This window comes from Lysinibacillus sp. NPDC047702 (assembly GCF_050272555.1).
GTDB lineage: Bacteria > Bacillota > Bacilli > Bacillales_A > Planococcaceae > Lysinibacillus.
The window spans coordinates 1-12,366 of sequence record NZ_JBNNMG010000053.1 but is presented as its reverse complement, the minus strand read 5'-3'; the positions used below and the strand labels follow the sequence as shown (position 1 = coordinate 12,366).

The 12,366-nt window shown below is 35.4% G+C and carries 12 protein-coding genes, 1 pseudogene and 1 other annotated feature; of the genes and pseudogenes, 2 read left to right on the top strand and 11 right to left on the bottom strand.

The genetic code is table 11. The features are described 5' to 3' along the window. Positions 1-113 precede the first annotated feature (113 nt). Positions 114-599: pseudogene (locus tag ACQKIM_RS20505) on the top strand (transposase); the annotation flags it as partial. Here ACQKIM_RS20505 and ACQKIM_RS20500 read toward each other — a convergent pair. From ACQKIM_RS20500 to ACQKIM_RS20485, 4 genes are all read right to left on the bottom strand, one after another. Then, a complete protein-coding gene (locus tag ACQKIM_RS20500; protein ID WP_427547628.1) occupies positions 579-701 on the bottom strand; it encodes a hypothetical protein in 123 nt (40 codons plus the stop codon). The pseudogene ACQKIM_RS20505 and the gene ACQKIM_RS20500 sit on opposite strands and share 21 nt — an antisense overlap. Positions 702-1,559: 858 nt before the next feature. Next, complete coding sequence (aspS, locus tag ACQKIM_RS20495) at positions 1,560-2,852, bottom strand: aspartate--tRNA(Asn) ligase (RefSeq protein ID WP_427547626.1); 1,293 nt, start codon at positions 2,850-2,852, stop codon at positions 1,560-1,562. 108 nt (positions 2,853-2,960) lie between these two features. Further along, positions 2,961-3,181 (bottom strand) — a binding site (T-box leader). Positions 3,182-3,669: 488 nt separating this feature from the next. Then, entirely contained in the window at positions 3,670-4,746 is a 1,077-nt protein-coding gene (locus ACQKIM_RS20490; protein ID WP_427547592.1) for an alpha/beta fold hydrolase, read from the bottom strand. A 13-nt stretch (positions 4,747-4,759) separates the two neighbouring features. Beyond that, entirely contained in the window at positions 4,760-5,368 is a 609-nt protein-coding gene (locus ACQKIM_RS20485) for a TetR/AcrR family transcriptional regulator (RefSeq protein WP_427547590.1), read from the bottom strand. A gap of 571 nt (positions 5,369-5,939) precedes the next feature. Between ACQKIM_RS20485 and ACQKIM_RS20480 the strand changes: the two genes are divergently transcribed. After that, the gene (locus ACQKIM_RS20480; RefSeq protein ID WP_427547588.1) at positions 5,940-6,425 is read left to right on the top strand and encodes a hypothetical protein; all 486 of its coding nucleotides are present in this window, start codon (positions 5,940-5,942) and stop codon (positions 6,423-6,425) included. Between the two features lie 405 nt (positions 6,426-6,830). On the opposite strand, the gene ACQKIM_RS20475 is transcribed toward ACQKIM_RS20480, so the two are convergent. The 7 genes from ACQKIM_RS20475 to ACQKIM_RS20445 all read right to left on the bottom strand — a co-directional run bounded on the left by ACQKIM_RS20475 (position 6,831) and on the right by ACQKIM_RS20445 (position 12,007). Then, the gene (locus ACQKIM_RS20475) at positions 6,831-7,511 is read right to left on the bottom strand and encodes a CPBP family intramembrane glutamic endopeptidase (protein WP_427547586.1); all 681 of its coding nucleotides are present in this window, start codon (positions 7,509-7,511) and stop codon (positions 6,831-6,833) included. 109 nt (positions 7,512-7,620) lie between these two features. Further along, the gene (locus tag ACQKIM_RS20470; RefSeq protein ID WP_427547584.1) at positions 7,621-8,379 is read right to left on the bottom strand and encodes an ABC transporter permease; all 759 of its coding nucleotides are present in this window, start codon (positions 8,377-8,379) and stop codon (positions 7,621-7,623) included. After that, positions 8,376-9,125 carry an ABC transporter permease gene (locus ACQKIM_RS20465; RefSeq protein ID WP_427547582.1) on the bottom strand — a complete coding sequence of 250 codons (750 nt, stop codon included), beginning with the start codon at positions 9,123-9,125 and terminating at the stop codon, positions 8,376-8,378. Before ACQKIM_RS20465 ends, ACQKIM_RS20470 begins: the two co-directional genes overlap by 4 nt. Then, complete coding sequence (locus ACQKIM_RS20460) at positions 9,122-9,844, bottom strand: ABC transporter ATP-binding protein (protein WP_427547580.1); 723 nt, start codon at positions 9,842-9,844, stop codon at positions 9,122-9,124. Before ACQKIM_RS20460 ends, ACQKIM_RS20465 begins: the two co-directional genes overlap by 4 nt. A gap of 83 nt (positions 9,845-9,927) precedes the next feature. Beyond that, positions 9,928-10,932 (bottom strand): HAMP domain-containing sensor histidine kinase, encoded by a 1,005-nt coding sequence (locus ACQKIM_RS20455; protein ID WP_427547578.1) that lies wholly within the window; start codon positions 10,930-10,932, stop codon positions 9,928-9,930. Next, a complete protein-coding gene (locus tag ACQKIM_RS20450; protein WP_427547576.1) occupies positions 10,929-11,606 on the bottom strand; it encodes a response regulator transcription factor in 678 nt (225 codons plus the stop codon). Before ACQKIM_RS20450 ends, ACQKIM_RS20455 begins: the two co-directional genes overlap by 4 nt. 125 nt (positions 11,607-11,731) lie before the next feature. Next, on the bottom strand, positions 11,732-12,007 hold the full coding sequence (locus ACQKIM_RS20445) for a hypothetical protein (protein ID WP_427547574.1): 276 nt from the start codon (positions 12,005-12,007) through the stop codon (positions 11,732-11,734). Between the last annotated feature and the right edge of the window lie 359 nt (positions 12,008-12,366).

The following is a 12,366-nucleotide window of genomic DNA, read 5'->3' as shown; positions in this document are numbered from 1 at the left end:
CATATAAAAACAATGAGTCCTTTCACAATATGTATGATAAAAAGCCGTTTATCCTTTATGAACTGCACCTCCAATTGTTAGACACATCTAACAATTGGAGGTGCAGTTTTCTTATGGCTAAATTTAATGCAGAAGAAAAACTAGAAGCTGTTCATCGGGCTATAAATGGGAAAGAAAGCTATCTATCCATAGCTAAATCACTTGGCGTTGATGATAAAGCGATACACAAATGGGTCAAACAGTATGAATATAACGGTGTAGAGGTGAGTATAAAATCATATACAAACTACACACCACAGTTTAAACTAGACGTACTAAACTTCATGATTGAACATGGTACGTCCTCAAATGAAACAGCAGCTATCTTTGGTATAGCAGCGTCATCTACAATTATTAAATGGCGAAAACAGTTTGAAACACAAGGATTATGCCCTTCAATCAAAGAAAAAGGGGCGTTCATCTATGAAAAAGGAAACATCAAAACAACCTCCTGTAGAAGGCTCACCTGAAGCACTTCAAGCACGTATAAAGCAACTTGAAATGGAAAACGAGTATTTAAAAAAGTTGAATGCCTTAGTTCAAAGCAAGGAAAAATCACCATGTTTTGATAATGGATTCATACATATCCATGCCCCACTTCCAAGTGGTTGGTATTGGGGTACGGTGTTCATAAACCTTTCAACTGATAGTGCCAAGGACATCATTAATAAAACATGTCTAATTGGATGAATATGTTTTATCCTCTCCACGCTGTTATTCTATAATAAATCTTAATGGAGACGTAACTCCGGTTACAACTTTATTATTTTTTTTGAATCTTACATCCAGGGAAAAATTGTAATTCTAGGTTGCAACTTTATTATTAATAAAGCTAGCATGTAACCCATATAATGAGCATTTTTTAGTTATTCAGGTTACAACTTTATTATTTGTTTACAGTTGCTGCATCAGGGTTTATGTTTTTTTAAGAATATTTTTAAAATGTTCCAATATATAACATATACAATTGAATAATATAGCAAAAATTATAATTAATATTGTCACTTTATCAGTTTTAAATACTGTGGCTGTTGATTTGAAATAAAATTGTGACGTTATAAAAAGTTGCGAAGCATACCCCTTTGGTTATTTTTAGCCAAAGGGGTGTTTTTTGTATTTTTAAAACCCCTCATTCTCTAAAATTACAAAATATAGGTGTCAATAATTTTATATTACCAACAGTAAAAGAATCAAAAGAATCTATACCTAAACTAATGTAGATTTGAAATAAAGTCACGATGTTTATAAAAAAGATGCGATGTTTAAAATAAAGTCGCGACGTTAATAGAAAAGTTTAACTAAAAATCCTGAGTTGATATGCTGCAGTACTTTTTCTTGTTCCACAAACGGGCCATATTCATGAATAACTGATTAGACTGTATATCAAAGATATTGTGAACAAATGTACTTAAGCTAACGATGCAGGATAGTAGTTTTCATTATAAAAACAATAAAACCCACTATTTGAAGTGGGCTGAATTATTATTGAAAAGATCCGACAATAAAGTTTAATAGACCATTCAAGGTGTTAATCGATTGATGTCTCGTGGAAAAGCACTTGCCTCCCGAACGTTCGTTAATCCAAGGAGTTTTGCTGTTAAACGTTCTAGTCCAATAGCAAAACCTCCATGCGGTGGAACACCATATTTAAATGTGTTTAAATAATTTTGGAAGTTTTCCTCGTTAAGTCCTTTTTCTCTGAATGATGCTACAAGCATTTCATATTCATGAATTCGTTGGCCTCCAGATGTGATTTCAAGACCTTTAAATAAGAGGTCAAATGACTTGGTTAATCCGTTTTCCGCAGGCATTGTATACATTGGTCTATTTTCTTTCGGGTACTCTGTAATAAAGACAAACTCACTCCTCGTCGTTTCTTTTATATATTTTGCAATCAGTTTTTCTCCTTCGGTATTTAGGTCACCTTCTGGCATTTCTTTTTTAAAACGATTCTTTAAAATTTCTCTTGCTTCATGTAATTTTAGTTTTGGAATATCAGTAATAGTTGGCATCTCAATATTCAAAAGCTTTAACTCGTTTTCATTTTTTTCTTTTACTTTCTCAAACATAAATTTTATAACTTGAGTTTCTAGCTCCATTAATTCCTCATAATCTTCAATAAAAGCCATTTCAAGATCCAGAGAGATATATTCATTTAAATGTCTTGATGAGTTGTGCTCTTCTGCACGGAAAACAGGTCCAATTTCAAATACATTCTCAAGACCCGAAGCCACCATCATTTGTTTATAAAATTGAGGAGATTGTGCAAGGAATGCGTCTTTCCCAAAATAATTTAAATTAAAAACATTGGCGCCACCCTCCGCACCTTGAGAAACAATTTTTGGTGTAAAAATTCTGATAAAACCCATATTTGTTAAATATTCACGAAATGCCTCTTCAAGAGTTGCTTTTATTTTAAAAATTGAAGCGATTTTTTCATGACGGAGTGATAATACTCGATGATTTAAAAGGTTCTCAAGTCCTGTGTTTACTTCTTTTTTATTTACCTCAAAAGGTAGTAAACCATTTTTGTTTATCACTTTCACTGATTTTATTAGCAGTTCAACGCCAAGTACTGTGTTATTTGTTGAAACGATTTTTCCGATAACTTCTATAACACTTTCTGTTTCTATAATGACGCCAGCAAGTTTTCCTTCTAAAACACATTGCAGTTCACCAGTTCGCTCTCTTAGTACTATAAAACTGATATTTCCAAGATGCCTTATTTTTTTTACCCAACCTTGGACTTTTACCATTTCTCCCACTTTATTAATACACTCTTTGGTAAGTGTACGTTTTAGATTTGTATGCATGATTTTTCCTCCTAAATTTTTTAACTTTTTTTTTCTTTTATCATCATCGTCATCATCCACGGACACTCACCTCCTTTAAATATAAAAAGCTCTCGCCCCTGACAATTTGTCAGGGACGAGAGCCTATCTCGCGGTACCACCCTAATTGCTGCATACACAGCCAACTTAAAGCTTTTTAACGGTTGCAAACTGCAAACCGTCTATCCTTACTTTTTTCAGGATAACACTCACAGGTGTCTTTCAATCATTATTTAACACAATCTTTTCAGCTACCGATTGCTCTCTTTCGTTAAAGGGAATGACATACTTAGCCTGTTCTTCGTTTTTTAAATATTTAAAAATCATTATAACCCTACTTTTTTTCACTTTCAATAAAATTGTTAAATTCCACTACTAATTTTTATATTTATAGGTGGTTTTTGGGGAACCATTTGAATATTGGACTGTTACATTGGGGTCAAGATACTTAACAAACTTCAATTATGGGTAGAAAAGAAAAAAAGAAGTTGAAAAGGATTATAAGCGATCGGGCCCGATTTTGTAATTAGGATTAGCGCTTGTTTTCATTAAAGGGGATTAATTTAAAATAAAACTGAGTATGAAAACTGCGCTTATATTCGTTACGGAGAACTGTATGTAATTAAATGTCGAGTCTATATGGTACCAAGATTTAATATTCGTTATTCAACAATCGGGCGCTTTTCCGTAATAAGGAAAGCGTCTTTATTTATGAAAAGGGCCATTTAGTTGTATCTGACTTGGTTGAGATATTCGAGTCCCATTCCATCATGGTGCTATGATGGAATGGCTTTGGCAATTAATGTTTGATTTGATCGATAATGTCGAATAAAGCTTCGTTGAATAGCTCCTTCTGATCAAGCATCGTCACATGTCCAGCATTTGGTATGGAGTAAAATTGTTTCATTGGCGCCTTGAGTTGATCAAAGTATGTGCGAGCGAGAGAATAAGGAGTTTGCCAGTCATCCTCGCCATGGATATAGAATACTGGAACTTGATAGTCTGAAGTTACCATGTTCAGATCATAGGACTTAAACAAAAATTCCAAAATAGCACGTTGTTTTATTTCTAGTACATCGCTCATTAACATGTATTTAATATCTTTGAACGAATAAAAGGGAGAACATAGTACGCTCATAACTAGTTGAAGTGATGGTTGCATCGCAAGCTTATACTTACCTTGCAACTTACGAAGTTTCATAAGCTTCTTGACCATGGCATCACTAAAATGGTGCTCGGGATAAGGACTTAAAGCCTGTAAGGTGCTAATATCTTTCTGATTTTTTACTTGTCTGCTGCATTCCAATGCTTTCTCGTAGCCAATTCGTTCGTTTTCAAACATATTTACAACTTGTCCAACTCCAATATAGGCTTGAACCATCTGTGGATATTGCATGGTGAATAGACTACCTAAGATAGAACCCCATGAATGACCAAGCAGAAGGATTCGCTCTTTGTTATATTTCTTTTGTAAATAGCTCACAACTTCATATGTATCCTGTAACGCTTGTTCAATCGTTGTTGTCGGCGTGACTTTCTGTGGATCATTGGCAAAGAAGGTTTTACCGCTGTTTCGTTGTTCCCAGTGGACAACGGTTACTTTATCTTCCCAAGGAAACTGAAAGTCTTGGGCAAAAGGAAGCATCGGACTGCCAGGACCTCCATGCAGGAATAAGAGGATGGGGTGATCCTTATCTTCACCACGATGATATAAAAACTGCTGTATTCCACCAATCGTCACATACTCGCCCTCATCTATTCCGTTTGGCGTATGGATATGACAAGCTGTTGCACGCTTCTTTGTATAGAGAAACCAATAAATCGCCATACTGATGCAGGCAATAGCCGCTATGAAAATAATCCAAGATTGATTCATATGAATGCCTCCTCTAGTTATTTTTGGTTGAATTTTGCTTGCACTTGCTTAGATATTCCGCAATTGCTTCTACAAGAATGCTTAATGCTTGTGTCCTTCCTTGTTCACCGTATTGGTTTTGATTTGAGGCGATAAAATGTAAGCCATCCATTAAATTCGCAAGTACGCTATAATCACATTGAGCATCCTCTATTCCCAAGCCATTCATTGTACTCTGAAAATTAGTTTTGGATTTTTCCTGTTCCTTTTTGTTGATAGGATTTGGAAGCTTGCGCAGCAAATATTCTAGGTCTGATGGCTGAACATAGAGTGCAAGACTATCTGGCGCCAAGTAAATTTCACGAAGTGCATGAGTAATCTTGTCCTTAAAATGTCCTGAGCTAGCTCCGATTTCAAGAACTCGATCAAGTAAAGCCTGCTCATTTTGCTTTATAATATGGTAGAGAAATTCTTCCTTGGAAGGATAATAGGTATAGAAGGAACCCTTGGCTATTTGCACAGCTGCTGTAATATCGTCAACCGTAACTCGCTTCATGCCTTTCTTACGAATGAGCTCTATTCCTTTGATATACATTGCATTTTTGATATGTTCCTTCTCCTGCTCACTTATGATCTTAGGCATACGTTCTTCTCCTTTGGTGACTATTTTTAATAAATCGAGTCAATATAAATATAATAAGACTAGACGCTGGTAAGAGTCAATGGTTTTAGCATAAAAATAGTTGAATTAAAACTCGGAATATATTATCCAAATTAGATACGCAGCACATACCTGAGCACTTAAAGGAGATTAATTTCTTTGTTAAGGATGAAAAGGACTAAACGAAGGATAATGTGTAATAAAAGAGGGGGTGTTTCTTCAATTAACGGGCGCTTTTCCGTAATAAGGAAAGCGTCTTTATTCATGAAAAGGGCCATATTGTTAAACAATCCCTCTAAATGGATATTTATGTTAAAATTATGAGAGATTAAAGAAATGCACTTAAACTATCAACGCAGGTCTGTTGAACAAGAAGGCAGAAAAAAATGGTTAAAGGGCATTTAGTTCATTTGCAGGTAATTGAATTTTTTTCACGAGAAATTAGTTTGTAAACAGTACTTGAACTTCTATTCGTTTTGAACGTATCAAATTAGAGCGTAGTTTAATTGAGGATTTTTTTAGGAACCTTTATTTAAGGAAAGGAGGAACTCGTTTGTTTTTATATCATATGGTTATTCACAATGATATCTTCGAAAATATAAGTCCCCAAATCGTATTAAAGGAAGGATTAAATTACAAGACGTCAACCAAGTGGTATTCCAAGAGTGCTAATTTATTTCCAGATTTAACGGAGCGTTTCAGACCAGCAAATTTACCAAAATGGATTGATTTTGAAGTTGCTTTCGGAGTAGATTTGGAAGTCGACGAAAGTCCTCACTATCGGTTTCCAGTGTTTAGTGATAAAATTTTAGTTTTTAACCGAGATATATCAAGTGATTTATTTGCTTATATTGAGGACATGTATGATGGTGGCAAAGGGCGTATTATTGAGGGATTATCTTCAAAGGAAGATTTAATGAAAAATTATTGGGCAAGTATGAACACTCTCGAAGATTATTTAAATAATAAGCCTTTTAATAACCCTGAAGTTTATATTTTTGAGCAAGTTCCAGCAAAGTTAATTGACTATATAGAGTAAATTACTGTTCAACCATCGGGCGAGATTGTTGAACAACATAGGAAGAAAATAATCAAACTTTTTTATAAAAATCAATCTTAGTATTACAATATAAGACTCCTTTTTGATCAAATTTTTTTCAAAATGGAGTCTTTTTATATATAGAAAAATGCTGGTTTGTGAGATGTTTTTGATCAAACTTTATTAAAAAGCTACATGTGATGTGTGTACACAACTCAATTGTACCCTAGTATATTTAAGTTAGTAGCTAATTTATGTAGGGCTGGTATAAAAAATAAAATTAGTTGATTTTAGGCTTAAAAAGCTAGTCCCTTCCTCTATTGTATAAAGGAAGGCACTTTTAAATTATGGCTGTTTTTTAAAATTGTTACTGTTCAATCATAATGGCAGAGTTAATCTACAAAACTAAATAATAGTAACAAAAAAATTATGCAACGCGTGCAACAACACAACCGACCATAATGAACCTGTCTTTTTATAGACAAAACCAAAAAGTAAACCTATTGCAAAAACATATATATGGGTCCCAGCTATAAAGAAATCATAGAATCCAGCATTGTAAATCCAAATTGGGTAGTGAATGACCAAAAATAGTAAAGCAGTTACAATATTTGCTTTCCAAAAAGCCATTTTTTTATTGATTTCTTGTAAAATTAATCCCCTGAAAACAATTTCTTCAGCTAGCCCTGCCATAAGAAAACCATTAAGGTAATCATCAAGGGATAATGAAAATTGAAATGATTGCTGATTAATAATATATGTTTCAAATGCAAAATATAAGCCAACTAACAGTGAAAGAACTACTCCCCAAAATAAACCTCTTTTAACATTAACGTTCACTCTTAAGTAGTCAAATGGGTTAGTATGTAAATAATATTTTATGTATAACCAAGTTGGAACAATCCATACAAACCCCTTAACCAACGCCTCTAATAATGGGGAGATTATTTCACCGAACGAATAAATGTAGTCAATTAACCATAATTCTTTAATTGTCCATACCAAATAAAATATGAGTAGAAACCCTATTATTGCTTTTACATCATTATTTTTCACTTTACTTTCAACACTTAATTGCGATTCCATTTCTACCTCCTTTTATGTAATTATTTCCTATTTTTGAATATTTACCGAATTTATTATACCGTAGCTATAAATCAATTTCCTTATTTTATATAAATGATGAAACCTAAACTTAGGCATCTTGTTTACGGTAAAATACAATAGCTACTGTAATAAAGATCAGTGTCCATAACATTGAAACGCCTGTCCCTTGCATTGGTGTAAGGACATTTATTTCATCAGAGGAAGGCGGCATATACATATAATATCCTGCCGTATCCGGAAAATAATTTTTAATACTGGGTAAAAAATCTCTCAATAATGGACTGACAATAAAATAATGACCAAGCAGTACCACTAAAGCAGGAGTGGTTCGTCTGAGTAGAACACCTATAGCTGCACTGAGAAGGGTGGTTAATGTTAGATAGCCGGTTGCACCTACTAAAGTTTTTATCATAGCGTCTATTTCAATCACTAATGCTGTGTCTCTCATCATAATAAAAGCATATAGTACACCTGATGCAGCAATAATAAACGCCATAGGAATGGTTACAATTGCCAAAGCTAAATACTTCGTGGATAATTGAAACCCACGCCAAGGGATCGTAGTTAAAGTAGTTCGAATCTGTCCACCCGTATACTCAGAACAAGTAGCTAAGATACCTAGAATAATGAACCCTGCTTGAAGATATCCCATAGAAGCAAGTCCTGTATTCAGGATACTTTGCGTTCCTGCTGCCCCATGCAGACCAGCAGAAGTAAAAGCAGCCACTAAAACTAAGTTAAGAATGAATGTACCAATAAGTGTGAAACTTATCAATGGTAATGTAACTAATTTATCCAGTTCAGCACCAAGGATTAGTGTTATCTTTCTACTAGAAGAGACACTCATGATGTAACGTCCCTCCTATGGAATACAATGGCTGCGACAATGAAAAGAACAGCTACCCAAGCAAACATGATTAAACCACCTGTGAATGGGGTGTGAAAACTGTCGCTCGTAAACATAAACATATCAAAGCCTGCCTTATCTGGTAAGTAAAACGCTAATTTTGTAACCTTAGTAAGGAGGTAAGAGACTGTCACAACAGATGAATTTATCATGAGCACAGTAAGCGGGATAATTCCATTCTTAGTTAGAACCGTAATCCCAAATGCTAAAAGAGCAGTAAATGTCCAGTAACAAACCACGCCGATCAGTCTAGATGCTTCAAATGCAGGGGCGTATTCACCAAGAATAAGATTTGTTGCAGACACAGTTGTTAGAATAGCAATAATAGAAAGTAGAACGCTGATCACTGTCACAGCACCTGCTTTTGCCACCAAAAAATGAAGTCGGGATGAAACAACGGTTAAACTCGTTGTAATCTGATTCCCTCCACCAGATTCACTACTCTCTGTCAAATACTCACTGCTGACAGCAAGCACACCAAGAATAATGATACCTTGCACGCCAAGACCTAAACCAATATAGCCAACTTCCGATAGACGTGTGCTAACTCCAGCTATAATCTCCTCTTTTTGTGCTGTACTGTCCAAGGCAGCAATGACCGCTGGGGCAAATGCTCCAATAAGAAAAGCAAGCCAAATGCCCGGCAAGGAGAGCAGTTTAGATAGTTCCGCGTTGAATGCTCTCATACAACATCACCTGCATGTTCAGATGTCAGGGCAAAAAAGGCTTCCTCCAGCGTGGAATGATTCCCTATTACTTCTTTCAATGTTCCATTTGCAACGATTTTTCCATGATTAATAATCACCACATCATCAACAGTCTCTTCAAGCTCTCCCATTAGATGACTGGATAGTAACACCGTGTTTCCAGACTCAGCGCGTTCACGTAAAAATGTCCGAATCCAACGAATTCCTTCTGGGTCGAGCCCGTTTACGGGTTCATCTAAAACCAATATTTTTGGATCCCCAAGTAGTGCCGCTGCCATTCCAAGTCTTCTCCCCATGCCAAGGGAATAATTGCCGACCCTTTTCCCAGCCGCATTACTAAGACCTACTATTTCCAGAACTTCCTCGACACGTGAGCGAGGCAACCCTGCGGCACGAGCAATCCAGCGCAAGTGTGCCCGTCCTGTACGCATACGATGAGCTCCAAATCCATCAAGTGCAGCACCTACTGTTGCTAGAGGATTCTGTATTTCTGCAAATGGCACTCCATCAATGAGTGCACTTCCTGAGGTGGCACGATCTAATCCAAGCAGGATGCGAAGTGTTGAACTTTTCCCAGCCCCATTTGGACCTAAAAAACCAGTTACTCTACCTGGTCTAGCTTTAAAACTGATACCTGATAAGATTTCTTGAGTTCCGCGATGTTTGACTAAGTTATTAATCGTAAGCAACCATAACACTTCCTTTCTGTTATGGTTCTAATTATAAAGAAGCAAAATTACATTTCGGTTATCTTGTTGTTTACTTCTGGGTTAACTTTAGGTTAAGCTCTACCAATAGCTACTCTTGTACCATTTTCATTTGATGTAAAGTCAGCTCTCAGCTTCATTTTTTTTAACATATAATTTGAAGCCGATAAACCAATCCCCGCCCCACCCTCATAGGAAGAGTTATCCATACCTGGACCTCTGTCTGCAACAATGATCAGTTCTTTTTCTACATCAACCACAATGTTTGTATATTTTCCCTCTACTGCATGGCGAAGAATATTCTGAAATAAATTATCCAGAACTCGTGTCATCCATTTAGGATCTGCTTCCCAATAAAAAGTCTTCTCTATCGGTAAATCAACATCTAACTGAATTTCTTTTTCTTCAAATGCAGGATACCACTCAGCGACAGATGCTCTTACTAATCGTACAATATCTGTTGAAGTGGGATGAAAAGGATGTTTCCCTGATGTAAGCAATGTATAGGAAAGTAAATCATCCATTAGATCTCCGACTCTTGTAATCGTATGGTTCATCTCTGCTAATGAGTCTTGCCCTTCAAAACTCCTTGATTCTTTATTTAATCTGGTGATATGTCCTCTCAAAATGGTAAGTGGCGTTCGTAAGTCGTGAGATAAATTCGCAATGAGTCGATGGCGTAAGAATTCCTCTTCATATTCTCGCCTTCTACTGTCTTCAAGCTGCTGAATCATCCAATTAAAAGAACTTCCTAATTGGTCTATTTCATCCATACGATTCGTTTGAACAGATATTGGTTTAGGAAATGAATTATTATTAGCTGAAAATGACATGACTTCCTGTAAGCGGGTGAGACGTTTACGAAGTCTCAAGAAGAACAGCCAAGATATTACAACAAATGCGACAATAATAAAACCAAACAAAAGTACGGTAAAGTAAAACAGATTTAACATATTCATTTCTTTTTCATTGCTAACAGGAACGAACGAAGTGAAGAAAATAAGCACAAGAAGAGGAAAAAAGATAAATAGAAAATGCACTTTTAGAAAACGACGAAATAATGATCTATTCTGTTTCATAGTTTCACCCGATAGCCTATTCCCTTCAACGTTTCAATAATTCCTGGGGAATCTGGATGAAGTTCCAACTTTTGACGCAATCGATGGATATGCACCATTATTGTTTTATCACCAGTAATATAAGGTTCTTGCCAAATGGCTTCATAGATTTGTTCTTTGGGTAAAACCTGATTAGGATGGCGTAAGAAGTACATTAATATTTGATGTTGTTTCCCTGTTAATATAATTTCTTCACCTGTGCGTTTGTCGTATACCATTTGAACTTCTGGATCTACTTCAATATCATTTCCTAATGAAATGCGCTCGGAATGTGTTCCACCACTTCGACGGATTAATACTTCTAATCTTGCAACTAATTCATCCGTATGGAAGGGTTTCGTTAAATAGTCATCAGCAAATTTTAAACCATCTACCTTATCTTCTATCGATGTTCGAGCAGATAACAGCAATATAGGAACGGCAGGAGCTACCTTCTTTAATCGTTTTCCCACAGTAAATCCGTCTAACCCGGGTAGCATGATATCCAAAATAACTAATTCATGCTGATTTACTTCTCTTTCGGCTCCTTCACCTGAAAGCAGCCATTGAACTGAAAACCCCCGCTGTTCCAATTCTTCTTTTACCCAACTGCCTATTTTCTCATTATCTTCAATATATAATACGCTTCTTTTCAAGTAACATCCCTCTCTCTAAATTTCAAATTTATCTTGCATCATTTACAGTAACAATTGAATGCTTTTGTGTGCGCAAGGTATCACGTTGTGTAGGAAAATTGACTTCAAGCCATTCTCTGTCATTTTTATATAAGTAAGTGAATGTTTTTTAAACTCCGTTTGAAATTGCTTTCTATTTTTTTCTGAAAATTAATCTTGCATTCTTCATAATCTTTATCATTTTTAAAAAGTAATGAATCGGTATTTATAATCCAAGTTAATGTTTCCATGTTCAACTTATATCTTTCTGTATCGCTCCAAACTTTTTTTCTCCCAATAGCCATTTTAGCATCATTAATTTCTTGTAACTTCATATCTAAAATTTCTACACTTTTCTTCATTCTAAGCCTAAAATCAGTCATAAATAATAATTCCCCTTTGCTTAATATTTTATTTGGGAATAAAGTGTATTCCCACCACTATTCTACCGAAAGTATGTAAGATGGTAAAAAAAGTGAAGAAAAATAATTATATAGTTCTACACTAGCATCGCATAAATATTAACCGAAATTTCAGTTTTATTTTTTTCTACAATTAGAAAAAAAACAAAGACACGTAAGCAGAGGTAGTGAACATCCATTTTTTTACTATAACCTTTGACGAAGACAACAGAGATGAGAAATCCCTTATGGTACGCATTTTCCTTTGATTTTTCGAAGCCAAATGTGGGCAGATTTCCACCACGATACCTTCAAGAAACGACCGATTTCTAAATATGTAT